This is a genomic window from Bradyrhizobium sp. 179 (assembly GCF_023073535.1).
Taxonomy (GTDB): Bacteria; Pseudomonadota; Alphaproteobacteria; order Rhizobiales; family Xanthobacteraceae; genus Bradyrhizobium.
This window is the reverse complement of the sequence record NZ_JADPJR010000069.1, coordinates 71,403-95,055: the sequence shown is the minus strand read 5'-3', so window position 1 is coordinate 95,055 and position 23,653 is coordinate 71,403. Positions and strand designations below refer to the sequence as shown.

Genomic DNA, 23,653 nt, shown 5'->3' with positions numbered 1-23,653 from the left:
CTCACTTCCTATCCGATAAAACGCCGGACCGTCTCAATGAACTTGCCGACCGAGATCGGCTTGGACAAATAGGCCTCGCAGCCGCCCTCGCGGATACGCTCTTCGTCGCCCTTCATCGCGAACGCGGTGACCGCAACGACGGGAATGGCGCGCAACTCCGGATCGTCCTTGATCCACCGCGTCACCTCGAGTCCCGAGACCTGCGGCAATTGGATATCCATCAGCACGAGGTCCGGCCGCATCTTGCGAACGAGGTCGAGCGCCTCGTAGCCGTTGCTGGTGCCAGTGGTCTGGTAGCCGTGTGCCTCCAACAGGTCGCGGAAGAGCTTCATGTTAAGCTCGTTGTCTTCCACGATCAGGACGGTCTTAGCCATCCCGCCCTCCTGTTTGGTCCGCAGACCCATACATGTGACGCCTCAGGCGCCGCTCCCCGGCGCTTCGAAAACTGGATTCAAACTAGCCTCAGATTCGCTCTAGTTTCGTTAAACCCGAGGGCCGACTTTCTGCGATTTGGTTTCCAGTTGCTTGTCGGCGGTCGCAAGACTCGAGGCGAAGACTCGGGCATGATGATTCCAAAGTAGAGACTGAAAGTTAACGGAAAGGCAAACCGGCCGCGTGAAAAAGCCTGTTCACAACCCCCGCGAAGTCGCTGAAATCGTTGCGATTCAGGCGCTGTCCTTCGTCGCCGGCGAGCCCGAGCGGCTGGGCCTGTTCCTGGCTGAGACAGGGGTCGGTCCGGAGACCCTGCGCAATGCTGCCTCGGACCCCAATTTTCTCCTCAGCGTGCTCGATTTCGTGCTGCGCGATGACGAGACCGTGAAGGCCTTCGCGAAGGCCGCGGAACTACATCCGACCAACGTTGCCGCAGCGCGGCAGGTGCTGGGCGACGCGCTCGGCGACCCCTCCTGGGAGCGCGACGTGCCGTGACCGAACCCGATCCGGCAGGGCCCCGCTGCTTCTGTCGGGATTGTCTGGCCGATCTGGACACCGGCGTGCGGCGCTGTTCCGCTTGCGGGTCCCCTCGCCTGGTCCGCCATCGCGCGCTGTCGAGCCTGACCATCGCCCATATCGACTGCGATGCCTTCTATGCGACGGTCGAGAAGCGCGACAATCCTGATATCGCCGACAAGCCCGTCATCATCGGCGGGGGCAAGCGCGGCGTGGTGTCGGCCGCCTGCTACATCGCCCGCACCTATGGCGTCCGCTCGGCCATGCCGATGTTCAAGGCCCTGGAGGCCTGCCCGCATGCGACCGTAATCCGGCCGGACATGGCGAAATATGTCCGGGTCGGCCGCGAGGTGCGCCAGGCCATGCAGGCGCTGACCCCGCTGGTCGAGCCGCTGTCGATCGACGAGGCCTTCCTTGATCTGTCCGGCACCGAGCGGGTTCACGGCACGATCCCGGCAAAGGTGCTGGCGCGCTTCGCCCGCGACGTCGAGCGCGACATCGGCATCACCGTCTCCGTCGGCCTGTCCTGCAACAAGTTTTTGGCCAAGATCGCCTCCGACCTCGACAAGCCGCGCGGCTTTGCCGCGCTCGATCAGGACGAAGCCCGCTTGATGCTGTCGGAGAAGCCCGTCGGCTTCATCTTTGGCGTCGGACCGGCCACGCAGGAGCGCCTCGCGCAGCGTGGCTTCCGCATCATCGCCGACCTGCAGAAGGCCGACGAGATCGAGATGATGCGGCAGTTTCCGAGCGACGGCCGCCGGCTATGGCGGCTCGCGCGCGGCATCGACGAACGGCGCGTGGAGCCCGATCGCGGCGCCAAGACGATTTCCAGCGAAACCACGTTCGAGACCGACATCCGCGATTTCGCGACGCTGGAGAAGATCTTGTGGCGGCTGTGCGAGAAGACGTCGTCGCGTCTCAAGAGCGGCGAGCTCGCCGGCTCGACTGTCACGTTGAAACTGAAGACGGCCGATTTCCGCCAGCGCACGCGCTCGCGGTCGATCGCCGCCCCGACGCAGCTCGCCGCCAAGATCTTCTCGATCTGCCGCGAGATGCTGGCAAAAGAGATCGACGGCACCGCCTTCCGCCTGATGGGCGCCGGCGTCAGCGCGCTGCGTGACGGCTCGGTCTTGGACGACACCGACATGCTCGACCGCCGCGCCGCGCACGCCGAGCGCGCGGTGGACAGTCTGCGCAAGAAGTTCGGCAGCGCTGCGGTGATCCGCGGCATTGCGTATGAGGGGCCGGAGAAGGCGCAGGAGTGATTAAGTTCTGCTCAACTCAGTCGCGTTCAAATATCCGTGCACCCGGATAGGCGCGCCGGGCATACTGAACGACCAATTGCCGATCCTGAGTTTCCACGAACGGCGTTCGGATCTGGCAAGACCCGACGATGAGGTGCCACAGGCCGTTGAGCTTTCGAATGACAACGTTCATTTGAGCCTCTCCTCGCAGTGACCCGAGTGGACTCAAATTGTAAGAATCTCCCGCCGTCGCTCAATTCTACCAGCGTAAGGTCAGCGCATGAGAAGGAATAGAGGAGATATACAAAGGTATGTTGACCATGGCTCCAACAGCCTCTCGCCGATTCTGGCGGCAATCGCGGCGCGTCTGGCCGAAGCCCGCATCAGCGTGAATGCGGTTTCGCCTTGCATCACGATCACCTCTTCGTGCCGGCGGACCGAGCCAACGAGGCGATGGCTGTTTTGCAAGAGATGGCCAAAGGCAAGTAGGATAGGTAGAGCGAAGCGACACCATCAAGCTCCATCCGCACAACAAGGGCGCGATGGGTTTCGCTTCGCTCTACCCATCCTCCCGGTCACCTCAATCGGCGACCGCCACCGCTTCGATCTCGATCAGCCACTCCGGCGCGGCCAGCGCGGAGACGCCAACGAGCGTAGAGGCCGGCGGCTCCATGCCTTCGAAAAAAGCGGAGCGGGCCTTGCCGATGATGGGGCGCAGCTCCGGCTTGTAGTTCACGACGAAGGTCGTGATCTTGACGATGTTGGCGTAGCTCGCCCCCGCCGCTTTCAGCGCGTGGCCGAGATTCTGCATCACCTGCGTCGTCTGCGCGGCAATATCGCCCTCGCCGACGATCCGCCCCTCCTCGTCCACCGACACCTGGCCGGAGATGTAGATGGTGCGTGCACCGGAAGCGGTAACGACGTGCGAGTAGGCGGGATTGTGATGCAGGCCGCTGGGGCGGAGATGATCGAGCTTGGGCATGGTGCTGGCCTCCCGAAGTTTATGGTTGGGAGGAGCCTAGCCGGAGAGGACGCCGAGGACCAGCCCAGTCGTTGCGAGGAGCTGTTGCGACGAAGCAACGCAGACTGCCAACGTGGAAATAGTCTGGTTGCTTCGCTCCGCTCGCGATGACACGGAGGAGACCACGCCCTCAATTGCATGGCTTACTGTCCTTCACGTCGAACTTGCCCATCGCGCCCGAAATCACGAAATCGTTGTAGTCGAGCACGAGCTGGCGCGAGACGCCGTTTTCGTAGAGCTCGAACGCCATCGCGTAGACCGGCGTCTGCTCGCCTTCCTTCTGCTGGGCGTCGCGGTCGAAATAACTGACGGTGACGGGCCAGCGCTTCAGCGATTTCATATGCTCGTCGGTGGTCGACGGATCGGACGAGGTGGCACGGTCGGCGGGGATCGGCTGGCCAATCACGGTCAGCGTGTTGTAGACCTTCTGGCCGTCGTCGGAGCCGTCATAGACGGAGAGCTCGAGCAGCGACTTGCCCTCTTTGGCGGCGGCGATGATGCGCTGGATCTGCTCGGTCGGGAATACGATCTTGCCGTCGAGGGTGAATGTCTTCGGCGCCGGCAGCTTCAGCTTGACGTTGATGTGGTCGCCGTCGCGCTCGGCCGAGCCGTCGACGCGGCCGGCATCCGCCTCGTTCATGCGCGTCTCGATCTTGAAGTGGTAGCTTTTTCCGGCGGCGTCCTCCCAGGAATTGGAGCGGAGGTCGCTCAGCGTGACCTTGCCCTCGCCGCTGTCGAGCTCGGAGACCTGGCGGAATTCGGAGGTGTAGCCCTCGCAAGCGTTGCCCGTGAAATTGTAGAGGATGCGGCCGCGCGCGCTGTTGACCGAATTGGAGCGCGATTTCACGAGGCTGAGGTCATAAAGCGCCTGGTGCGCGAGGAACGGACCGTTGGCGGCCTGGGCGCCACCGCCAAAGCCGACAATGGTCGCCGCGAGCGCCATTATACCGAGCGAAGTCCGGAAAAGGTGCACCATCTCTGTTCCTTGAGGACGCGTCCTTGGGGAAGCGCAGATTCGACATTTTAATGACCGTTCCATTGCGTCGCAACTGAGGCCGTTTCACGTAAAGTTGCCCCGCCCGCGTTGAACCTCCTCCCCCTGCCTCAACAAAATACATCCCCTCCGGTTGCTTGCATGTGGCGGCACGATGGGCGAAACAGGGCGCGCCCGGCCTCCCACAGACGTGCCGGGGACGAATGGAATCCTGGACATCGAGGTCGAGACATGGCGGGCACGGTCGAGCAGAAACTGGCGGAACAGGGCATCAAGCTGCACGAGGCCCCGACCCCCGTTGCCAATTACGTGCCGTTCGTGCGCACCGGCAATTTGCTGTTCGTCTCCGGCCAGGTCTGCTTCGACCCGGCCGGCAAGCTGATCGCCAAGGGCAAGCTGGGTGCCGGCGTCTCGATCGAAGACGGCGCTGCGGCCGCTCGCGGCTGCGCGGTGAACCTGCTAGCCCAGGTCAAGGCGGCCCTCGGCGATCTCGACAAGGTCGTGCGCGTGGTTCGCCTCGGCGGCTTCATCAACTCGGCCCCTGACTTCCTGGACGGGCCCAAGGTGCTGAACGGCGCCTCCGACCTGATGGTCGCGGCCTTCGGTGACAAGGGCCGCCATGCCCGCACCACCGTCGGGGTCGCCTCGCTGCCCGCGGACGCCGCGGTCGAGGTCGATGGCGTGTTCGAGGTCGCCTGACGCGAATGCGCGCTCCGGATTGGCTGATAGCCCGGCCGGTCGCCCATCGCGGCCTGCATTACATTTCACGTGGCATCGTGGAAAACATGCCGGGCGCGGTGCAGGCCGCCATCGCAGGCAATTTTTCGATCGAGGTCGATATTCAGCTCTCCGCCGACGGCGAGGCCATGGTGCATCACGACCATGCGCTCGGCCGCCTCACCGAAGCGACCGGAGAGGTGATCGGCAAGACCGCGGCCGAGCTGAAAGCCGTCAAGTTCAAGGACACGCCGGAGCAGATGATGTCGCTCGGCGACCTCTGCGCCTTGGTCGCCGGCAGGGTACCGCTGGTGATCGAGGTGAAGAGCCATTTTGGCGGCGACCGCAAGCTGGTGAAGCGGATGGCCGAAGTGCTGGCGTCCTATGACGGTCCCGCCGTCGGTATGTCCTTCGATCCTGACCAGGTGCTGGCGCTGCGCGAGCTGCTGCCTTCCCGTCCGCGCGGCATCGTCGCGCAGCGGACCTATGAGGACGAGTACTGGGCCAGGCTCACGCAGGAGCAGCGCGACAGCATGCTGTACCTGCGCCACGGCTTCCAGACCCAGCCCCACTTCGTCGCGTTCAGAGTCGACGATCTCCCCGCCCCCGCCCCTTGGCTTGCTCGCAACCTGTTCGGCTGCGCCCTGCTCGGCTGGACCGTGCGCACGCCGGAGCAGCGGACGCGGGTCGGGCGGTATGCGGACCAGATGATCTTTGAAGGGTTTGTGCCGTAGGGGCACGGCACCTCTCGTGTCCCGGACAAGCCGCGACGCCATTAGCGTTGCGGCGCAGAGCCGGGACCTTCTTGCCGCGAACGCGCTGCCCGTGGGCCTGCTCTGCAAGCGCACCGCTGGAAGAGCGCTGCGCTGCGTCGGGCACGTGAGCGCGTTCCCGACCTCTTGAAGTCGCTGCTGCAATGCACGATCTTGGGCATGATGGCATCATCGGAAATCACGCTCGAGGCCCTGCCTTCGATTGGCGAAGTGACACCGGAGGATTGGGACGCCTGCGCCAATCCCGGCAAAGCTTGTAATGGGCATGGCAAGGGAACCTCGTCCGGTTTTCCAGGCGATTCCGCCGGCCCCTTAAGCTCGGCTTATAACCCGTTCGTCTCACACGCATTTCTCTCCGCCGTTGAGAAATCGGGTTCGGCGACGATCCGCACCGGCTGGGGACCGCGGCATCTCGTGGCCAAGCTCGACGGCCGCGTCGCGGGAATCGTGCCCTGTTATCTGAAATCGCACTCGCAGGGCGAATACGTCTTCGACCGCGGCTGGGCGGATGCCTATGAGCGTGCCGGCGGGCGGTACTATCCGAAGCTCCAGGTTTCGGTTCCCTTCACCCCGGCAACGGGGCCGCGCCTGCTGGTCCGCGACGGTGTCGACCGCGAGCGAACCACCGAGGCCTTGGCGAGCGGGCTGGTGGCGCTGTGCGGGGTCAGCAAGGCCTCTTCGGTGCACGTCACCTTCGCGCGCGAGGCCGAGTGGAAGCTGCTCGCCAGGCACGGCTTCCTTCAGCGTACCGATCAGCAGTTCCACTGGCACAATGAGGGGTTTGCGAGTTTCGACGACTTCCTGGCGAAGCTGAACTCGCGCCACCGCAAGTCGATCAAGCGCGAGCGACGCGATGCGCTCGCCGCCGGCATCACCATCCACTGGCTGACGGGCAAGGACATCACCGAGGATGCCTGGGACGCATTTTTCGAATTCTACATGGAGACCGGGTCGCGCAAATGGGGTCGGCCATATCTGACGCGCGAGTTCTTCTCGCTGATCGGCGAGACCATGAGCGAGGACGTGCTGCTGGTGATGGCCCGCCGCAACAATCGCTGGATCGCGGGCGCGATCAACTTCATCGGCTCGGACACGCTGTTCGGCCGCAACTGGGGCGCGGTCGAGCATCACCCGTTCCTGCATTTCGAGGTCTGCTACTATCAGGCGATTGATTTCGCCATCAAGCGCGGCCTCCGGCACGTCGAGGCGGGCGCGCAGGGCGAGCACAAGATCGCACGCGGCTACCTGCCGACGACGACCTATTCCGCGCACTTCATTGCCGACCCGGGCCTGCGGCGCGCCATCGACGACTACCTCAAGCGCGAGCGCGCTTACGTTGCGGAAGCCGGACGTGAGCTCGCCGATCTCGGCCCGTTCCGCAAAGGGGCCGACGAGGCGTCTTGACGGTTTGCCGTGGCTGGTGACAGTAAGCGCAAAATCTCGAGGACCCGCCTATGACCGCCTACGACACCAACAACATCTTCGCAAAGATCCTGCGCGGCGAGCTGCCCAGCTACAAGGTGTACGAGGACGAGCACGTTTTCGCCTTCCTCGACATCATGCCGCGCGTGCCAGGCCATACGCTGGTGATCCCGAAGGCCCCTGCCCGCAACATCCTCGACATCAATCCTGACGACTTCGCCCATGTCGCCCGCGGCGCGCACAAGATCGCGGCGGCTGCGATGAAGGCATTCAAGGCCGACGGCATCACCGTGCAGCAGTTCAACGAGCCCGCCGGCGGACAGGTGGTGTTTCACTTGCACATGCACGTGATGCCGCGCCACGACGGCGTCGCGATGCTGCCGCCCGCGAGCCGCAAGGAAGATGCCAAGGTGCTGGAAGAGCACGCAGCCAAGCTGATCGCGGCGCTGCAGGCGGGATAGGTCTTTCTGTCATTCCGGGGCGCGCGCAGCACGAGCCCGGAATCCATTTCACCACCGTCTCTGCCGCCTGATGGATTCCGGGTTCGCGCCAAGAGGCGCGCCGGAATGACGGAGGAGAGACTTCACTCCGTTTCGAAATCGCCCTTCTGCGGCGCGGCCATTGGCGTGAACTCGCAGCGGTCCGGCTTGATGTCGATCAGTGGCGTGTTGTCGAGGCAGTCGAGCCCGCGCACCAGGATCGCATTGCCCTCGATGCCGACCAGCTTCACGACCGAGGTGCCGATCGGATTGGGCCTCACCGGCGAGCGCAGCGAAAACGTGCCGCGGGTCTTCTCGTTGTTCTTCGGGCTTTGCAGGATGATGTCGCGGCCGGACTTGTCGAGCCAGTACAGCACTTCGAGATTGCTGTAGAAGTCGACGCCCTTGATCGCCGGCACGAACGGCTCGAAGATCTCAAGCCGGCAGACCGGGCCATCATGCCGCCCTTGCCGCGGCGTCTCCAGCCGCGACGTCCAGGGGGTGCGGATGCGCCCGATGAAGACGAGACCGGCATCTTGCGTCGGTGGCAGCTCGATGGCGACCTCGCCCTCGCGGAGCTCCTGTTCGCGAACCATATGTCCTGTTCCTTGCTGTTCGCCCGCGGTTTTAGCCCAAGCCCCGCTTGCCGGCCAGCAAGAAGACTTCGCCCCCGAGGGGGCGACCTGCATAACGTGCGATGCGACGATTGCGAGCAAGGAATCACGCGCGCGGGGCTGCTCGCGGCTTTGTCGCGCGCCGGCATCACGAGTCTTACCCGCTCACGCCGCGATTCTTCAGCACGAAGCAGGCCCCGCCCGCCTTACGGATGCGGTTGCACAGATCATCCGCCTCGCTGCGCGTGTCGGCGCCGATGCGCACTTGATAGAAGGCGCGCGTGCCGCGGCTGCGCATCACGGAAGACAGCAAGCTCGGATCGCGATCACCGATCACGGTGCTCAGTCGCGTGACCGCACGGGAATACATCGCCAGCGCCCTATTGCGGTCGAAGCCAGCGGCGAGCTGTACGCCCCAGACCTTTGCGGCGGCAAGCTCGACATGCTGCTCGAGTTCGGCCACGAACGGATTAGGAGCGCGCTTGAGCAACGCCATGAGATCGCGGCAGCTCGTCGGCGGCGCGCTCGGCGGGCCGTTTCCGGTCGCGCCGGCCTTGGCCCACGTCTCCACCGTCGCACCCGTAATGGCGAGAACGTAATTGCGGGTCTGCTCCGGCATTGAACCGGTGCCGGCGAGCCATTCCTGCACCCGCCGCGGGCCGGCGTTGTAGGCGGCAGCCGCGAGGCCGAGATTGCCGAACTGGTTGCGCAGCTCGTTGAGGAATTCGGCCGACTTGGGCAGCGCCTGCACCGGATTGAAAGGATCAAGCAGCCCGCGCTCGCCGGCGGTGCCTGGCATGAACTGTGCGATGCCCTGCGCGCGTTCGCCGTTGCGGGTCACCGGTCCCACGGCGTCGGACTGGAAGCGGCTCTCCTGCCAGATCACGCGGGCGAAGAACTCCAGCGGCAGATTGGCCTCGCGGGCGGCCGCCTCGATGATCAGGCAGAGCGACTCCCGCGTGTCGCTCTCGCGGGCATCTTTCGGTTTCTCCGGCGGTTTCGCGGGTTCCTGCGCATTCGGTGACACGACGGGCGCAGGCGCCTCCTCCGCCAGCGCCGGCGACAGCACGAGGATCTGACACAGGACAGCGATGATCCGAGCTATTCGCATGGCATTGACGCTATGGGACAATTCAGACCTTGACTTGGAACCCCCGCCCTCTAGCAACCAGCAGCAATATCAATGCAGGTCGCACCCTGATGGTGACAATCTTTTTCGATCTCGACGGCACGCTGACCAACCCGAAGCCCGGGATCACCCGCTCGATCCAATACGCACTGGAGCGGCTCGGCGTTCCGGCACCGAGCGAGGACGAACTGACCTGGTGCATCGGCCCACCGCTGCATGCCAGCCTCAAGAAGCTCACCGGGACCGACGAACTCGCTGACCGCGCGCTCCTGCTCTATCGCGAGCGCTTCAGCGACATCGGCCTGTTCGAGAATGAGGCTTACAGCGGAATTACGGACACATTGTCGAGGCTCGCAGCGACACGTCAGCGCATGTTCGTGGCAACCAGCAAGCCTGCCGTCTACGCCACGCGCATCGTCGATCATTTCGGCCTGAAACCCTATTTCGAGCGCGTGTTCGGCTCCGAGCTCGACGGCACGCGCGTCGACAAGCGCGACCTGCTCCGCTACGCGCTCGACGAAGTCAGGGTTGATCCGCAGCACGCGGTCATGATCGGCGATCGCAGCCATGACGTGGTCGGCGCCCGCGCCAACGGCATGACCGCCATCGGCGTGCTCTACGGCTACGGCAGCGAGGCTGAGCTGCGCGACGCCGGCGCGCATCACATCTGCGCCGCGCATCCCGAGCTGCTCCGCCACTGCGTGACCTAGCCGATCAGGCGCGGACGGTCTCCACCGCCGCCAGCATGCCCGTCTTCGGATGACAGTTCAGATATTCGAAGAACTGCTCGTCGGCGGCGGCCACCGTGACCTCGTGATAGAGGCGCAGCTTGGCTGACGGCCCGAGCGTCGACAGATATTTCATCGCCGCACCGAAAATCTTGACGTGGGTCGGATGCGACTCCGCCCAGCGTTCGAGCGCAGCGAGACTCTTCCACCAGCTCTGGCCATAGGACTTTTCGCTGACGCTGCCATCAGCCGCGAGCATCCGCATGTAGCGATTGGCGTAACAGCCGATGCCAAGGCCGTCGTCACGCAGGAAATCCATGCCCTGGCGCAGCACCGGCTCGACGTCGTCGAGATAGAGCTTGCGCTCGAACGTCTCGGTATCGCTCCAGTCCTGCCCAGAGCGGATCAGGCAGAGATTGTCGTGCGCCACGACGCGCAGGCGCGCGCCAGCGCGGATCAGCTCCGGTGCGCCGCCTGGCGTCATCGCATCCGTTTGGGACAGCGGAATGCGATCACGCATGCCGCCCCAATAAGCGTGCTCCTGCACCTCGCCGCTCATGCCACCGGCGATTGCGGCGACACCTTCGGGCCGGTCAGGCGAGGAGAACAGCGTCTCGTGCCGCGCCACAATGGGTCGCAGCACCTCGATGAAGGTGCCGATATTGTCTCGCTGACTTCCGGTCCAGGCCTCTCGCGCAGGTGCGAACCAGGCATCGAAGCGTGCGACGTCGTCCCAATAAGCGACGGAGACAACGTTCTCATGGCCGAACTGGTCGACATATTGCGCGCGGTCCCAATGTGACGGACCGTTCTCCGCAGCGAAGAGCCCCGCGATTTCTTTCAATGCGTCCGTCGCCGCCGGTGCCACACCGCGATACTGGACACCGAGATAGGCCATCACGACGCGGTTCACGGCTGGCTTGTAGCGCGCCACGAACGACGGATATGGCGGCTGATAGTCGTCCGGCACGCGCTTGTGGCGCGTGCGCTGGGTTTCGAGATGCAGAGGAATTGCGGATTCCATGATCATGCTTTCCCGTGGTCCCGGCGATCAGCTCGCCGCGGCGGCGATGTCCGTGGGCTCGACCATATCGACCGGCAGCGCAAACTGCTCGACCCGCTTGTACGGCTTGTTGTTGAGCAGGAGCCGCGTCACGTCGGGCCGTGAATAATGCCCGGCGGGATCGGCGGCGTTCTTCGCAACACCGATGGCGCCGAGGTCGATCTCGGCAATCAGGAGACCCTCCTGGTCCGGCGCCAGCTTCTCGCCGATCTGGCTGCCGTCGGGGCCATAGATCGCGGCAAAGCCGCCGCCGGCGTGCAGTAGAGCATGCTTGTCGGGCCGGTCGCAAAGCTCGTCGATCATTCCTTGCGACACCGTGGCGCAAGGCGCGAGCACGAAGCAGGAGCCTTCCACCGCGTAAACGCGCGAAGCCGCATTGTTGACCTCGGCGCCGAGCGCCGGCGCGAAGGGATCGTAGAGCGAGAAGCTCGGCCAGGCCGCGACATGCACCTGCTCGTTCTGGGCATACATCGCGTATTTCGACAGCGGCTGGAGATGCTCCCAGCAGCACAGTGCGCCGAGGCGGCCGATGTCGGCTCTCGCATGCACGGCAAGGTCGCTGCCGTCGCCCTCGCCATAGACGGTTCGCTCGGCATGGGTCGGCCGCAGCTTGCGGCGCTTTGCGATGGTCTCGCCGTCGGGCCCGATCAGCCATTGCGCCAGATAGAGGCTGCCGCCGTCGCGCTCGGACAGGCCGATCACGGCGGTGAGCTTTGCCTTGCGCACGGCCTCGCGCAACTTTTCAGCCTGCGGGCTGTCATAGGACAGGGAATTGTCGAAATAGCGCTGCACGAAGCCGCGGCCGATCGCCCAGGCCGGCGAGTCCATCCAGATGTGCCAGGGGTAACCGGGGATGAACGCCTCAGGAAAGGCGATCAGCTTGGCGCCCTTTTCCGCGGCCTCCCTGATCAACGCGATCGACTTATCGATCGCGGCCTCGAGGTCGAGCCAGGCTGGCGCCGCCTGCACCACTGCTACCTTGTATTTCGGATGTTCGATGCCCATTCCCGCCTCCATCGCCGGTTGATCGGAAGCCACGTCCGATGCAGTCTATTTGGCCAAGCCGGACGGCCGGGCGCTCGACCAGGGCGGAACAAAAACTCGACTGCACGCGCCCGCCAACCGGTACGGGATTTGCCTCCGGGCAGGCTGGATCCGCCAACAGGCGATTTTTGCAGGTGTGAAAGGGAGGCTCCTCAGATGCCAATCCAGTTCACGACGGACGGCAGCCCCGGCTACCGGCGGCTGGCCCTCTGGCAGGATATTGTCTGCGACGTCTTCGTCGGGCTCGATTGCAAGTCGGACCTTGGTAGCGCCTTTCACGGCTCGGTCACGCAGGCTTCGCTCGGCAAAGCCGCATGCTCGGAGGTCTGCTCGGACCGCCAGCACGTCTTCCGCACGCCCTCGCGCATCGCGCGCTCCGATCAGGATTTTGTTCTCGTCGCGCTCGGCAATCGCGGGGACGGCGGCGTGGTGCAGGATGGCCGCGAGACCGTGATCCATCCCGGCGAGTTCGCGCTGTATGACACCACGCGGCCCTATGAGCTGAAGTTCAACGACAGCTTCACGCAGACTATCTTCAAGGTGCCGCGTGAGATGCTGCAGCGCCGGCTCGGCGGCACCGAGGCACTGACCGCGATTGCGTTCGGCGCCGATGTGCCGCTCGAACGGCTCGCCTATGATTTCATTGTCAGGCTCTGCCAGAGCGCGGACCGACTGGCTCCGAACAACGCGGTCGCGCTGTCGGAGCAGGCGGTCGATCTCCTTGCGATGGCGCTCGGCGAACGGCTCGGCAAGACGTCGCTGCCGTCCTCGACCCATCGCTCCGCCCTGCTCTACCGGCTAAAGGCGCACATCCGCGCGCATCTTGCTGATCCCGACCTCTCGCTCGCGGAGGTCGCGGCCGCGCTCGGCATCTCACCGCGCTATGTCAACGATCTCCTAGGCGACGAGGACACCTCGTTCCAGCGCCATGTCCTCGCCGAACGCCTCGCCCAATGCAGGCGCGACCTCGCCTCGCCCGTGCTCGCCCATCGCCACATTAGCGAGATCGCCTTCGCCTGGGGCTTCAACGACCTCTCGCATTTCGGCCGCGTCTTCCGCGACCATTTCGGCATGTCGCCGCGCGACTTCCGGCAGAGCCAGTCGCGACACTGACAGTCCAGTCAGCGATCACCTCGAGCCTTCGCTTCGAGCGAAGGCAGCGCTCGCCAATTCCAAATTGTCTTGCCTGCTGACCTGCCTCAAGCTGGCATGCATGAGGACTGACGCCACCATAAGCGCAACGGAGCTGTTGCTTTGTGTGATCGCCATCCGGCTCGCGCTGCTCGTCCTGGTAGGCTGGGGCTTGACGCTCCTGCCGCGGCAGGCGGATGATTACCAGCCCACCTGCTTCTCCTCATCCGCAACGACGATCGAAATCCAGCCCCAGGCGAAAGCGATCGATCCGCGCGTTGCCGACGCGGCATTCGCTGACATGCTGCGGCACGACTAGGCATTGCCAAGCAATGCCGGTATGTGAGCATGTCGTAGGAGACGGCGTCTGCTTGGATTGCGCGCTGTCGGGCTCTCGTGAAAGCGCTCCCGACTCCTTTCTTTTCATGGTGGAAGCCCGGCTCCCGGCAGGGGAACTGACCGTGTCCTGACGGGTTGCTGTCGATCCGGCAATTTCCTATTCGGAGATGAATCACGGCTCGAATCAACCGCGCCTCCATCATGTCGTCCGCCCCGATTGAGCATGCCGACGGCCTGCCGCAGCCGCAGCGCAACCAGGCGGTGCTGACCATTGCGCTTGGCATCATCATGGCGGTGGTCGACAGCGCCATCGCCAATGTGGCGCTGCCGACGATCGCAGCCGACCTCGACGCGAGCCCGGCCTTCTCGATCTGGATCGTCAACGGTTACCAGCTCGCGATCACGATCTCGCTGCTGCCGCTGGCTTCGCTTGGCGAGATCGTCGGCTATCGCCGCGTCTATCTGGTCGGGCTCGCACTGTTCACGCTCGCATCCGCGTTGTGCGCGCTGGCACACACGCTGCCGCTCCTGACAATCGCGCGCATCATCCAGGGCTTTGGCGCGGCCGGCATCATGAGCGTCAACGCGGCGCTTGTGCGCTTCACCTATCCGCGCAGCCAGCTCGGCCGCGGCATCGGGCTCAACGCGCTCGTGGTCGCCTTCTCGGCCGCGGTTGGCCCGACGCTCGCCGCCGGGATTCTCGCGATCGGAAGCTGGCCCTGGCTGTTCGCCATCAACGTCCCGCTTGGTGCGGTGACATTGCTGATCGGCTTGCGCAGCCTGCCGCACACCAAGCCCGCAAGTCGTTCCTTCGATTGGCAGAGCGCGGGGCTCTCCGCGATCACGTTCGGCGTCGGCATCGCCGCCGTCGACAGCGTCGGTCATGGCGAGGCGGCGGTCACCTGCCTCGTGCAGTTCGCCATCGCCATCGTCGCCGGCGCGCTGCTGATCTATCGCGAAACCCACATGGCCTCGCCGCTCTTGCCGATCGATCTGTTGCGCATCCCGGTGTTCGCGCTGTCGATTGCGACCTCGATTGCATCGTTCTGCGGACAGATGCTGGCCTTCGTCGCGATCCCCTTTTATCTGCAGAGCCGCTTCGGCTATTCCGCCGTGCACATGGGCCTCTTGATCACGCCCTGGCCGATCGCGGTGGCTTTCGCCGCGCCCCTCGCTGGCCGCCTTGTCGAGCATTATCCGGCCGGCCTGCTCGGTGGTATCGGGCTCACGCTGTTCGCCTGCGGCCTCGGCGCGCTCGCCTTGCTGCCTGCAACGCCCGCGCCGTTCGACGTGATCTGGCGCATGGCGCTGGCCGGCGCCGGCTTCGGCCTGTTCCAGACCCCCAACAACCGCACCATGATCGCGGCCGCCCCGCGCGAGCGCGCCGGCGGCGCCAGCGGCATGCTGGGAACGGCCCGCCTGCTCGGCCAGACCACCGGCGCGGCACTGGTGGCGCTGTTGCTCGGCCGCTATCCGGTCGAAGGAACCCGGCTGGCGCTGCTCGCCGGTGTCGGCTTTGCACTCTGCGGCGCGGTGCTGAGCATGCTGCGGCTGTCGCCCGCCGGCGCGCGCGGCGCCGAGCACGTTCGCGTGCAGGACGACCAGCGCCTGCGGGGTGAATGACGCCGCTACGGTGATGCGAGCAACAAAAAGGCCGGCTTTTCAGCCGGCCTTTTCAATTCATCGCGTGCAAATCAGACTTTGACCAGTGGCCCTTTCGAGGTCGGCCCCTTGGAGCCGCCGGGACCGCCCGGCTTGGACTTGCCTGGCGGACGCTTGCGGGCGCCGGGCAGCTTCTCCTGCTTCGGCGTGACCGGGCCCTCGACGAACTCGAAGCCGATCTTCTCCTTGGTCTCGTCGGCCTCGTCCTTGACGAGAACGACACGAACATGGCCGCCGCCCTTGAGCTTGCCGAACAGCACCTCGTCCGCCAGCGGCTTCTTGATGTGCTCCTGGATCACGCGGGCCATGGGACGTGCACCCATCTGCTCGTCGTAACCGTGCTGGACCAGCCAGGTCTTGGCCGGCTCGGACAGCTCGATGGTGACGTCGCGATCGCCAAGCTGCGCCTCGAGCTGAAGCACGAACTTCTCGACGACGGTGCCGATCACCTCGACGCTGAGATGGCTGAACGAGACGATGGCATCGAGGCGGTTGCGGAATTCCGGCGCGAACTGCCGGTTGATCGCCTCGTGGTCGTCGCCTTCCCGCTTCGAACGGGTGAAGCCGAACGCCTGCTTGGCGAGATCCGCCGCGCCCGCATTCGTGGTCATGATCAGGATCACGTTGCGGAAGTTGACCTGCTTGCCGTTGTGGTCGGTGAGCCGGCCGTGATCCATGATCTGGAGTAGCACGTTGTAGAGATCCGGATGCGCCTTCTCGATCTCGTCCAGCAGCACCACGCAATGCGGATGCTGGTCGACGCCGTCGGTGAGCAGGCCGCCCTGGTCAAAGCCGACATAGCCGGGAGGCGCGCCGATCAGGCGCGACACGGTGTGCCGCTCCATGTACTCCGACATGTCGAAGCGCAGCAGCTCGACGCCGAGCGTCGCCGCGAGCTGCTTTGCGACCTCGGTCTTGCCGACGCCGGTCGGACCCGAGAACAGGTAGCAGCCGATCGGCTTCTCCGGCTCGCGCAGGCCGGCGCGCGCCAGCTTGATCGAAGCGGCGAGCGACTCGATTGCCCTGTCCTGGCCGAACACGGTGCGCTTCAAGGTCTGCTCGAGATGCTTGAGCACCTCGGCATCGTCCTTCGACACGCTCTTCGGAGGAATCCGCGCCATCGAGGCGATCGTGGTCTCGATCTCCTTGATGCCGATGGTCTTCTTGCGCTTGTTCTCGGAGACCAGCATCTGTGCCGCACCGGATTCGTCGATCACGTCGATCGCCTTGTCCGGCAGCTTGCGGTCGTGGATGTAGCGCGAGGAGAGCTGGACGGCGGCCTCGATCGCCTCGTTGGTGTATTTCAGCCGGTGGTAGTCCTCGAAATACGGCTTGAGGCCCTTGAGGATCGCGATCGCATCCTCGACCGTCGGCTCGTTGATGTCGATCTTCTGGAAGCGCCGCACCAGCGCACGGTCCTTCTCGAAGTGCTGACGGTATTCCTTGTAGGTGGTCGAGCCCATGCAGCGGATGGTGCCCGAGGCCAGCGCCGGCTTGAGCAGGTTCGATGCGTCCATCGCCCCGCCCGACGTCGCACCCGCACCGATCACGGTGTGGATCTCGTCGATGAACAGGATCGCGTTGGGGTGCGCCTCGAGCTCCTTCAGCACCTGCTTCAGGCGCTCTTCGAAGTCGCCGCGATAGCGGGTGCCGGCGAGCAGCGTGCCCATATCGAGCGAGAACACCGTCGCGGCCGCCAGCACCTCCGGCACCTCGCTGTCGACGATGCGCTTGGCGAGGCCTTCCGCGATCGCGGTCTTGCCGACGCCGGCTTCGCCGACGAACAGCGGGTTGTTCTTCTGCCGGCGGCACAGCACCTGGATCGCGCGGTTGATCTCGGAATTGCGTCCGATCACCGGGTCGATCTTGCCGTCGCGGGCCTTCTTGTTGAGGTTGACGCAATAGGTCTCGAGCGCCTCGCCCTTCTTCTTGGCGTCCTCGTTGCCCTTGGCCTCGGTCTCCTCGTCGACGCCGCGCACGGGCCGCGCTTCGGAGACGCCTGGTCGCTTGGCGATGCCGTGGCTGATGTAGTTGACCGCGTCATAGCGCGTCATGTCCTGCTCCTGCAGGAAATACGCCGCATGGCTCTCGCGCTCGGCGAAGATTGCGATCAGCACGTTGGCGCCGGTCACCTCTTCGCGACCGGACGACTGCACGTGGATCACCGCGCGCTGGATCACGCGCTGGAAGCCGGCGGTCGGCTTGGCGTCGTCGGCGCCATCCGTCACCAGGTTCTCGAATTCGGTCTCAAGATAGTTGACGAGACTCGTGCGGAGCTTGTCGAGATCGACGCTACAGGCGCGCATGACCGCGGCTGCATCGGAGTCGTCGATCAAAGAGAGCAAGAGATGCTCGAGCGTCGCGTATTGGTGATGACGCTCATTGGCGATCGCCAGCGCACGATGCAGGGATTGTTCAAGGCTTTGGGAAAAAGTCGGCATTCGCGTCCTCTATGGCCCCCACCATCATGATCGTCATCGCCCGGTCAGGCAACAACAACCTTTCTCACATATAGTTATACAAGACCGCCGCGAAAGACCGGTTCCGCGACTCAGGCGGCTGCACACAAGACCGGCTTTTTCGATGCAAGACCCGTTCCGATTTGGGCTGGATCGGCGCCGGCACAGAATTCCGTAGTTTTGCCGGCTGCAACGGAAGTCGCGCGCGGACCTCGCGCGACGATCACACCGCTACTACGCAAGAGCCGGCTTTCAAACTCGCCGTGAGGCGTCTTACTTCTTTTCCATCACGCATTGCAGCGGATGCTGGTGCTTGCGGGCGAAATCCATCACCTGCGTCACCTTGGTCTCGGCAATCTCGTAGGTGAACACGCCGCACTCGCCGATGCCGTGATGATGGACGTGCAGCATGATCTTGGTCGCAGCCTCGACGTCCTTCTGGAAGAATTTCTCCAGTACATGGACGACGAATTCCATCGGCGTGTAGTCGTCGTTGAGGATCAACACACGATACAGGTTCGGCCGTTTGGTTTTCGGCTTGACCTTGGTAATGACCGATGTGTTCGGCCCGGAAGGGCCGCCCGAACGGTTTTCGTCGTTGCTCATCCGGGGAGCGGAGGCGGCGGTGACCGCTGGCAGGTCGAGTCTGGAAGTCAATTGCGGCATGGCACAGGCGTTCAAATTCCCAGGGAAGCGAATGACGGTCTGCGGCGCAGCTCAGTACCTCGGAGCCTCGCACAAGCGCGCCGCCTTTCCGGATCGCCGCTTCCGAGCGGTCCGGTCCGAACCGGATCGTTCGCTAGCAATATGGCCCTGCCCCCGGCTCGCCGCAAGCGTGCAAAGGTTCGGCCGATGCGGCCGCGGCGGTCCCGATTCCCGGCCCGGCGATCCAAACCAAGGTTAATCAATCCGGATCGATTTGACAAAAATTTCCACTGTGACTGTTTGGACCTGTTGACCAGGAACCCGGCTGTTAGCGCGACTGCGACGGTTTCGACCGGATATCTCCGGCTTTCTACGGTCCTATTTACCTACCCTTCAAGGGCGTGGCGCGAGATCGGGCAAACCACAGATTTCGGGGGTCGTCATGCTTCACCTGCCCGTTGTCCGCCGCATTGGTCGACAGCTCGCCAGCTTCAAGAAGGCCGAGCAAGGCAATATCGCGGTGATCTTCGCCATCGCGCTCGTCCCAGTGCTGACCTTCGTCGGTGCCGCGATCGATTATAGCCGGGCCACCCGCGCGCGATCGTCAATGCAGGCCGCCCTGGATTCGACCGCGCTGATGCTGTCGAGGGACCTAACAGCCGGTACCATCTCCCAGTCCCAGATCAGCCAGAAGGCGGCAGACTATTTCAAGGGCCTGTTCGCCGGCAGCGAAGCCGCGGACACGGCAGCAAAGACAAGGGTTCAGCTAACGGCAACCTACACTGCGGCGACCACAAGCGCGGCAGCGAAGATCCTTCTGGAAGGCTCCAGCTACATCGATTCCATGTTCATGCAGATCGCCGGCTATCCGACGCTCGGCTTTAATACCACGTCGACCGCAACCTGGGGCAACGTGAAGATGCGCGTGGCGCTGGCGCTCGACAACACGGGATCGATGTCGGACAACAACAAGATGACGGCGCTGAAGAATGCGGTCGCGGGAACCGGCGGCCTGATTGACCAGCTCCGCGCACTCAGCAAGACCAACGGCGATGTCTATATTTCGGTCATTCCCTTTGCCAAGGACGTCAACGTCGGCACGAGCAATTATGGCCAGAGCTGGATTGACTGGACCGATTGGCTGAACCCGCCGACCGCGCAGCCCGCCAACGTACCTGGCGGCTACCAGGCAAGCCTGCCTATCAACTGGCATGCGGTGGGACCTGGCGCGAAGTGCCCATTCACCAACTCCCTCGGCAACACCAATGGCCGCGCCAATGGCGCGTTCACATGCAAGACCGCACCGACAAGCAGCGCTTTGGGCACGTCAACGATCCAATCGACCACGATCACGGTCAACGGCGCGAGCATCCAGAATCCGATTTGCCCGACCTTCGATGGCAACTCGCAGACGATCTACAACGGGTGCTGGAGCAGTGAGCCGACCGGCCTTCAGGAAACCTTCTGCAGCGGAAGCTCGAACTGCAGTTGCCCGAAGAATTCCTCCGGTAATGACGTATCCGGCTGCACTTGCACTGGCAGCGGCACCAGCAAATATTGCACCGGCTGGACCTATGTTCACAATTGGACACAGCCCGGCCCCAACGACACGACAGACAATTTGGACCAACCGAGAGTTTCCGCCGCCGTCGGTTTCCGGGATGCGACCCATACGCCCAACAAGGAGCACATCTGGACTCCCAACGCTACCAGCGTCGCGAATGACTGGCGCCAGGCTTCCAGCAATCCCATCAGCACCTGGACAGGCTGCGTCGCAGACCGCACCCAGCCGAATGACACGACCGGCGTATCGCCGACGTCCTCCGATGCCACGACATTGTTTCCCGCCAACGAATATTACGAGAACAGCATCTCCTATTGCAGCAGCAGCGCTTCGACCAAGCTCGGGCGGGTCATCCCCCTGACCTACGACTGGAGCGCTCTGAAGACCGCGGTCAACGCGATGGAGCCAACGGGCGGCACCAACCAGGCTGTCGGATTGGCTTGGGCCTGGCAGTCGTTGCGACAGGGCAATCCTCTGAACGCGCCAGCGGAGAGCACCAGCAGCGGCTCCACCTACAACAGGGTCATCATCCTGCTGTCCGATGGTCTGAACACCGAGGACCGCTGGCCGGCCTACGGCAACGGCAGGAACCAGACCACGACATACGGCAACAGCACGTTCCCTGGCTCGATCGATGCCCGGCAGCAATTGTTATGCGATAATCTCAAGAATGCGAAGGATTCCAACGGCGCGGCGATGTACACGATCTACACGATCCAGGTAAACACGGGCGGGGATCCGACCTCGGCGATCCTGAAATATTGCGCGAGCAGCCCGGACAAGTTCTACGAGATCAAGAGCTCGACCGAGATCGCGACTATTTTCAATACGATCGGAACCGCGCTGAGCAAGCTGCGCCTCGCGAGATGATCAACGTTTCCCACCGGCAAAAAAAGCCCGGCTGATCAGCCGGGCTTTTCGATTCCAAGACGTCCTGGAAAGCTCAGTTCGCAGCCGGGGTGAACTTCGACACGATGGTCTCGACCGGCTTGAGCGCCTGCTTGGCGAGGTCGCTGTAGAGGCCGGCGATCTTCTGCGATTCCGCAACGAAGGTCTCGTAGGCGGAACGGGCGAAATCGGTCTGCGCTTCCATCGCCTTGTCCAGCGACTTCACGCCGGAGAGCTTTTCGACGAAGGACTTGGTGTCTTCGAACGACTTCTTGGTGTAGTCGCCATAAGCGCTCGCGATCGCCTGAAGGCCGTGCTGCACCGAGGTCGCGGAGGCGACGCACTGCTCGAACTGCTCTTTCCCGTAGTTCTGAAAGTCTTCAACCTTGAACATGTCGGAATCCTTTTCCCTGGCTCTCGTCGGGAAGCCCCGGCTCCCTGACTTTGCCTACAATTAGTGCAGCGCACAAAAAAGTCAAGAATATTGTGCGCCGCACAAAAGCAGATTCAAATCGCGGAGATTCCCGGGGTTTTCCGCAAGGGTTCCTTAAGCTTTTGGAAACCGCGGCCCCCTACCCTGATTCCCTGGACGTGTTCACTTCCGCAGGCGGCCAAAGCCGTTTGAGAACATCACCTTAGCCAGAACAGCGGCTCAGGTCCAAACGTCCCCCGCGGTGAACATCAGCGGAGGGACAGCCTGAGCAGGTAATGATCCCGGGTCGATTGGGCACAATTTCGCCTCACGAGCCGGTGATCAAGTCAGAAACGGGGACGGGGTTCCATGCTTCGTAACAACTTGTCTGCCTCGCGCTTGGCGCGGGTTGGCGTTTTCGGGCTTCTTACGGTCACCACCGTAATCATCGTCACCACCGACGCTGCCGAGGCACGGCGCCACCGGCGCCACTACGCGCACCATCGGGTGCAGCGCGATGTATCCGAGAGCTCCAGCTCAAAATTTGCCTCCATCATTGTCGACGGCAATTCTGGCGCGGTGCTCCAGTCGACCAGCCCCGACGCACTGCGTCACCCCGCCTCGCTCACCAAGATCATGACGCTCTACTTGCTGTTCGAGCGCCTCGAATCCGGCAAGCTGAAGCTCGACAGCGAGATGCCGGTGTCGCAGCATGCCGCCGACCAGGATCCGACCAAGCTCAACCTCCGCCCCGGCCAGACCATCCGCGTCGAGGACGCGATCAAGGGCCTCGTGACGCGTTCCGCCAATGACGCCGCCGTGGTGATCGCAGAGACGATCGGCGGCGACGAGAGCGATTTCGCGCAGATGATGACGCGCAAGGCGCGCGCGCTCGGCATGTCCAAGACCGTCTATCGCAACGCTTCGGGCCTGCCGAACGACGAGCAGGTGACGACCGCACGCGACCAGGCTACGCTCGGCCGCGCCATCCAGGAGCGCTTCCCGCGCTACTATCGCTACTTCGCGACCGCCTCGTTCAACTGGCGCGGACAGTCGATCCGCAACCACAATCACCTGCTCGGCAATGTCGAGGGCGTCGACGGCATCAAGACCGGCTACACCCGCGCCTCAGGTTTCAACCTCGTCACCTCGATGCGCCGCGGCAATCGCCATCTGATCGGCGTTGTGCTCGGCGGCCGCAGCGGCGGCTCGCGCGACGCGATCATGCGCAATCTGCTCGCGGAGAATCTCGAGAAGGGCGCGACCACCCACACCGTCGCCGCCGTCACCGAGCGCAACGGCGCCGACGCCAGTGCCGAGGTCGCCGACGCCTCGGATGCCCCCCGCTCTGCCCCGCAGGTCCAGGCCGCGGCGGCCCCCGCTCCCGAGGCCGCCTCGTCCCGCCTTGCCGCGCGTCTGTCGACGCTGGCGGCTGCGACTGCCGCGATGCCGCCAGCTCAGGCCAAGCCTGAAGTTCGCCCGGCTGAAGCCAAGATCGAGCCGGCGCCGCTCACCAATGGCGTGATCTCAAGCCAGCCGCTGTCCATCATCCCCGGCTCGTCCGAACCGATGAAGCCGGTCCGGGTCAAGACCGTTCAGGTCAAGGCCGGCGCCGTGAAGGTCGCCTCCGCTGCCCCGGCGCAGGTGTCGCCACCGGTCACGAACACCATTCCGTCCCGGTCCGATGTCGCGGAAACGTCCGGCGCGGTCGTCGCCCGGGCCGATCTCATCAACAGGCCTGAAATCCCGAGCCAGCCGGAAGCGCCGAAGTCCGAGATCGCCCGCACCGAGCTGCCACGGCAGCCGGCGGGCTTCGGCACCGGCAACGGCATCCTCGGCGTGCTGCCAGCCGCACCCGCCGCCGCTCCCGCCTCGATCGCTCCGAAGCTTGCTTCCGCCGACCCGGCGCCGCGGCCGATTCAGATGAGCGCCACGACCAAGCCGGTCGTCACCCACAGCGGCTGGATCGTCCAGGTCGGCGCGCTCGAGAGCGAGAGCGAAGCCCAGCAGCGCATCGACGCTGCCCGCAGCTCGGCCCGCGGCCTGCTCAGCAAGGCCGACCCGTTCACCGAGCCGGTCGTCGCCAAGGACAATCGCAAGCTCTACCGTGCCCGCTTCGCCGGGCTCGAGCGCGACCAGGCCGAAGCGGTCTGCCGCACCCTGAAGCGCGCCGAAATTTCCTGCATCACCGTGCGCAACTGATCTCTCGAGCCTCTCAAAGCAAATGCCCGCCTTGCGCGGGCATTTTCGATTTGGGGTGATGCCGAGGCTGTTCCGCGACAACCTCTCGTCAACAATTTACGGTTAAAACTTTCCTCAAGGGATCGACCACGCCGACAATGGCGGGCATCGGGGCGACGCAGACAGAGCAAACGGA

The 23,653-nt window shown here is 64.1% G+C and carries 23 protein-coding genes and 1 pseudogene; 13 read left to right on the top strand and 11 right to left on the bottom strand.

Features of this window, described 5'->3' with window-relative positions; translation table 11 throughout:
- Nucleotides 1–8: 8 nt before the first annotated feature.
- Nucleotides 9–374, bottom strand: coding sequence for a response regulator (locus IVB12_RS17145; protein ID WP_027547216.1), 366 nt, complete (start codon nt 372–374; stop codon nt 9–11).
- A gap of 241 nt (nt 375–615) precedes the next feature.
- Between IVB12_RS17145 and IVB12_RS17140 the strand changes: the two genes are divergently transcribed.
- Nucleotides 616–927 carry a DUF3572 domain-containing protein gene (locus IVB12_RS17140; protein WP_247300754.1) on the top strand — a complete coding sequence of 104 codons (312 nt, stop codon included), beginning with the start codon at nt 616–618 and terminating at the stop codon, nt 925–927.
- Entirely contained in the window at nt 924–2,213 is a 1,290-nt protein-coding gene (locus tag IVB12_RS17135) for a DNA polymerase IV (RefSeq protein WP_247300753.1), read from the top strand. The genes IVB12_RS17140 and IVB12_RS17135 overlap by 4 nt, the downstream gene beginning before the upstream one ends.
- Before the next feature lie 16 nt (nt 2,214–2,229).
- Here the strand turns inward: IVB12_RS17135 and IVB12_RS17130 are convergent, their stop codons facing one another.
- Nucleotides 2,230–2,385 carry a hypothetical protein gene (locus tag IVB12_RS17130; RefSeq protein ID WP_247275775.1) on the bottom strand — a complete coding sequence of 52 codons (156 nt, stop codon included), beginning with the start codon at nt 2,383–2,385 and terminating at the stop codon, nt 2,230–2,232.
- Nucleotides 2,386–2,538: 153 nt separating this feature from the next.
- On the opposite strand from IVB12_RS17130, the pseudogene IVB12_RS17125 reads away from it, so the two are divergent.
- A pseudogene (locus tag IVB12_RS17125) lies at nt 2,539–2,681 on the top strand (ACT domain-containing protein); the annotation flags it as partial.
- Between the two features lie 91 nt (nt 2,682–2,772).
- On the opposite strand, the gene IVB12_RS17120 reads toward IVB12_RS17125, so the two are convergent.
- Both IVB12_RS17120 and IVB12_RS17115 read right to left on the bottom strand, forming a co-directional pair.
- Nucleotides 2,773–3,174 carry a RidA family protein gene (locus IVB12_RS17120; protein ID WP_247300752.1) on the bottom strand — a complete coding sequence of 134 codons (402 nt, stop codon included), beginning with the start codon at nt 3,172–3,174 and terminating at the stop codon, nt 2,773–2,775.
- Between the two features lie 169 nt (nt 3,175–3,343).
- Nucleotides 3,344–4,189, bottom strand: coding sequence for a cell envelope integrity EipB family protein (locus IVB12_RS17115; RefSeq protein WP_247300751.1), 846 nt, complete (start codon nt 4,187–4,189; stop codon nt 3,344–3,346).
- A 249-nt stretch (nt 4,190–4,438) separates the two neighbouring features.
- On the opposite strand from IVB12_RS17115, the gene IVB12_RS17110 reads away from it, so the two are divergent.
- The 4 genes from IVB12_RS17110 to IVB12_RS17095 all read left to right on the top strand — a co-directional run bounded on the left by IVB12_RS17110 (nt 4,439) and on the right by IVB12_RS17095 (nt 7,580).
- Complete coding sequence (locus IVB12_RS17110) at nt 4,439–4,906, top strand: RidA family protein (protein WP_018321130.1); 468 nt, start codon at nt 4,439–4,441, stop codon at nt 4,904–4,906.
- 5 nt (nt 4,907–4,911) lie between these two features.
- Entirely contained in the window at nt 4,912–5,658 is a 747-nt protein-coding gene (locus IVB12_RS17105; RefSeq protein WP_247300750.1) for a glycerophosphodiester phosphodiesterase, read from the top strand.
- A 201-nt stretch (nt 5,659–5,859) separates the two neighbouring features.
- Nucleotides 5,860–7,101 carry a GNAT family N-acetyltransferase gene (locus IVB12_RS17100; protein ID WP_247300799.1) on the top strand — a complete coding sequence of 414 codons (1,242 nt, stop codon included), beginning with the start codon at nt 5,860–5,862 and terminating at the stop codon, nt 7,099–7,101.
- A 50-nt stretch (nt 7,102–7,151) separates the two neighbouring features.
- A complete protein-coding gene (locus IVB12_RS17095) occupies nt 7,152–7,580 on the top strand; it encodes an HIT domain-containing protein (RefSeq protein ID WP_247300749.1) in 429 nt (142 codons plus the stop codon).
- A gap of 122 nt (nt 7,581–7,702) precedes the next feature.
- Here the strand turns inward: IVB12_RS17095 and tsaA are convergent, their stop codons facing one another.
- Both tsaA and IVB12_RS17085 read right to left on the bottom strand, forming a co-directional pair.
- On the bottom strand, nt 7,703–8,194 hold the full coding sequence (gene tsaA, locus IVB12_RS17090; protein WP_247300748.1) for a tRNA (N6-threonylcarbamoyladenosine(37)-N6)-methyltransferase TrmO: 492 nt from the start codon (nt 8,192–8,194) through the stop codon (nt 7,703–7,705).
- Nucleotides 8,195–8,369: 175 nt separating this feature from the next.
- The gene (locus IVB12_RS17085) at nt 8,370–9,323 is read right to left on the bottom strand and encodes a lytic transglycosylase domain-containing protein (protein ID WP_247300747.1); all 954 of its coding nucleotides are present in this window, start codon (nt 9,321–9,323) and stop codon (nt 8,370–8,372) included.
- Between the two features lie 89 nt (nt 9,324–9,412).
- Between IVB12_RS17085 and IVB12_RS17080 the strand changes: the two genes are divergently transcribed.
- The gene (locus IVB12_RS17080; RefSeq protein WP_247300746.1) at nt 9,413–10,051 is read left to right on the top strand and encodes an HAD family hydrolase; all 639 of its coding nucleotides are present in this window, start codon (nt 9,413–9,415) and stop codon (nt 10,049–10,051) included.
- Nucleotides 10,052–10,055: 4 nt separating this feature from the next.
- On the opposite strand, the gene IVB12_RS17075 is transcribed toward IVB12_RS17080, so the two are convergent.
- Together IVB12_RS17075 and IVB12_RS17070 are read right to left on the bottom strand one after the other, a co-directional pair.
- Nucleotides 10,056–11,093 carry a phenylacetaldoxime dehydratase family protein gene (locus tag IVB12_RS17075; RefSeq protein WP_247300745.1) on the bottom strand — a complete coding sequence of 346 codons (1,038 nt, stop codon included), beginning with the start codon at nt 11,091–11,093 and terminating at the stop codon, nt 10,056–10,058.
- 27 nt (nt 11,094–11,120) lie between these two features.
- Nucleotides 11,121–12,137 (bottom strand): carbon-nitrogen hydrolase family protein, encoded by a 1,017-nt coding sequence (locus tag IVB12_RS17070; protein WP_247300744.1) that lies wholly within the window; start codon nt 12,135–12,137, stop codon nt 11,121–11,123.
- A gap of 195 nt (nt 12,138–12,332) precedes the next feature.
- Between IVB12_RS17070 and IVB12_RS17065 the strand changes: the two genes are divergently transcribed.
- The 3 genes from IVB12_RS17065 to IVB12_RS17055 all read left to right on the top strand — a co-directional run bounded on the left by IVB12_RS17065 (nt 12,333) and on the right by IVB12_RS17055 (nt 15,269).
- Nucleotides 12,333–13,289, top strand: coding sequence for a helix-turn-helix domain-containing protein (locus tag IVB12_RS17065; protein WP_247300743.1), 957 nt, complete (start codon nt 12,333–12,335; stop codon nt 13,287–13,289).
- 145 nt (nt 13,290–13,434) lie between these two features.
- Nucleotides 13,435–13,626 (top strand): hypothetical protein, encoded by a 192-nt coding sequence (locus IVB12_RS17060; protein WP_247300742.1) that lies wholly within the window; start codon nt 13,435–13,437, stop codon nt 13,624–13,626.
- Between the two features lie 221 nt (nt 13,627–13,847).
- Nucleotides 13,848–15,269, top strand: a complete 1,422-nt coding sequence (locus IVB12_RS17055; RefSeq protein ID WP_247300741.1) for an MFS transporter — start codon at nt 13,848–13,850, stop codon at nt 15,267–15,269.
- A gap of 71 nt (nt 15,270–15,340) precedes the next feature.
- On the opposite strand, the gene clpA is transcribed toward IVB12_RS17055, so the two are convergent.
- Both clpA and clpS read right to left on the bottom strand, forming a co-directional pair.
- Nucleotides 15,341–17,749: an ATP-dependent Clp protease ATP-binding subunit ClpA gene (gene clpA, locus IVB12_RS17050; protein WP_247275761.1), complete on the bottom strand. Its 2,409-nt coding sequence runs from the start codon at nt 17,747–17,749 to the stop codon at nt 15,341–15,343.
- A 291-nt stretch (nt 17,750–18,040) separates the two neighbouring features.
- The gene (gene clpS, locus IVB12_RS17045) at nt 18,041–18,373 is read right to left on the bottom strand and encodes an ATP-dependent Clp protease adapter ClpS (RefSeq protein ID WP_164934959.1); all 333 of its coding nucleotides are present in this window, start codon (nt 18,371–18,373) and stop codon (nt 18,041–18,043) included.
- A gap of 481 nt (nt 18,374–18,854) precedes the next feature.
- Here clpS and IVB12_RS17040 point away from each other — a divergent pair, with 481 nt between their 5' ends.
- Entirely contained in the window at nt 18,855–20,846 is a 1,992-nt protein-coding gene (locus tag IVB12_RS17040) for a pilus assembly protein (protein WP_247300740.1), read from the top strand.
- 73 nt (nt 20,847–20,919) lie between these two features.
- On the opposite strand, the gene IVB12_RS17035 is transcribed toward IVB12_RS17040, so the two are convergent.
- On the bottom strand, nt 20,920–21,258 hold the full coding sequence (locus IVB12_RS17035; protein ID WP_247275759.1) for a phasin family protein: 339 nt from the start codon (nt 21,256–21,258) through the stop codon (nt 20,920–20,922).
- Between the two features lie 387 nt (nt 21,259–21,645).
- On the opposite strand from IVB12_RS17035, the gene IVB12_RS17030 reads away from it, so the two are divergent.
- On the top strand, nt 21,646–23,478 hold the full coding sequence (locus IVB12_RS17030) for a D-alanyl-D-alanine carboxypeptidase (protein ID WP_247300739.1): 1,833 nt from the start codon (nt 21,646–21,648) through the stop codon (nt 23,476–23,478).
- The last annotated feature ends 175 nt before the right edge of the window (nt 23,479–23,653 follow it).

What these genes read in the sequence shown, in the direction of transcription:
- IVB12_RS17145 (WP_027547216.1), bottom strand. Translation starts at nt 374, where the DNA reads ATGGCTAAGACCGTCCTGATCGTGGAAGACAACGAGCTTAACATGAAG.
- IVB12_RS17130 (WP_247275775.1), bottom strand. Translation starts at nt 2,385, where the DNA reads ATGAACGTTGTCATTCGAAAGCTCAACGGCCTGTGGCACCTCATCGTC.
- IVB12_RS17120 (WP_247300752.1), bottom strand. Translation starts at nt 3,174, where the DNA reads ATGCCCAAGCTCGATCATCTCCGCCCCAGCGGCCTGCATCACAATCCC.
- IVB12_RS17115 (WP_247300751.1), bottom strand. Translation starts at nt 4,189, where the DNA reads ATGGTGCACCTTTTCCGGACTTCGCTCGGTATAATGGCGCTCGCGGCG.
- IVB12_RS17110 (WP_018321130.1), top strand. Translation starts at nt 4,439, where the DNA reads ATGGCGGGCACGGTCGAGCAGAAACTGGCGGAACAGGGCATCAAGCTG.
- IVB12_RS17105 (WP_247300750.1), top strand. Translation starts at nt 4,912, where the DNA reads ATGCGCGCTCCGGATTGGCTGATAGCCCGGCCGGTCGCCCATCGCGGC.
- IVB12_RS17100 (WP_247300799.1), top strand. Translation starts at nt 5,860, where the DNA reads ATGGCATCATCGGAAATCACGCTCGAGGCCCTGCCTTCGATTGGCGAA.
- IVB12_RS17095 (WP_247300749.1), top strand. Translation starts at nt 7,152, where the DNA reads ATGACCGCCTACGACACCAACAACATCTTCGCAAAGATCCTGCGCGGC.
- tsaA (WP_247300748.1), bottom strand. Translation starts at nt 8,194, where the DNA reads ATGGTTCGCGAACAGGAGCTCCGCGAGGGCGAGGTCGCCATCGAGCTG.
- IVB12_RS17085 (WP_247300747.1), bottom strand. Translation starts at nt 9,323, where the DNA reads ATGCGAATAGCTCGGATCATCGCTGTCCTGTGTCAGATCCTCGTGCTG.
- IVB12_RS17080 (WP_247300746.1), top strand. Translation starts at nt 9,413, where the DNA reads ATGGTGACAATCTTTTTCGATCTCGACGGCACGCTGACCAACCCGAAG.
- IVB12_RS17075 (WP_247300745.1), bottom strand. Translation starts at nt 11,093, where the DNA reads ATGGAATCCGCAATTCCTCTGCATCTCGAAACCCAGCGCACGCGCCAC.
- IVB12_RS17070 (WP_247300744.1), bottom strand. Translation starts at nt 12,137, where the DNA reads ATGGGCATCGAACATCCGAAATACAAGGTAGCAGTGGTGCAGGCGGCG.
- IVB12_RS17065 (WP_247300743.1), top strand. Translation starts at nt 12,333, where the DNA reads ATGCCAATCCAGTTCACGACGGACGGCAGCCCCGGCTACCGGCGGCTG.
- IVB12_RS17055 (WP_247300741.1), top strand. Translation starts at nt 13,848, where the DNA reads ATGTCGTCCGCCCCGATTGAGCATGCCGACGGCCTGCCGCAGCCGCAG.
- clpA (WP_247275761.1), bottom strand. Translation starts at nt 17,749, where the DNA reads ATGCCGACTTTTTCCCAAAGCCTTGAACAATCCCTGCATCGTGCGCTG.
- clpS (WP_164934959.1), bottom strand. Translation starts at nt 18,373, where the DNA reads ATGAGCAACGACGAAAACCGTTCGGGCGGCCCTTCCGGGCCGAACACA.
- IVB12_RS17040 (WP_247300740.1), top strand. Translation starts at nt 18,855, where the DNA reads ATGCTTCACCTGCCCGTTGTCCGCCGCATTGGTCGACAGCTCGCCAGC.
- IVB12_RS17035 (WP_247275759.1), bottom strand. Translation starts at nt 21,258, where the DNA reads ATGTTCAAGGTTGAAGACTTTCAGAACTACGGGAAAGAGCAGTTCGAG.
- IVB12_RS17030 (WP_247300739.1), top strand. Translation starts at nt 21,646, where the DNA reads ATGCTTCGTAACAACTTGTCTGCCTCGCGCTTGGCGCGGGTTGGCGTT.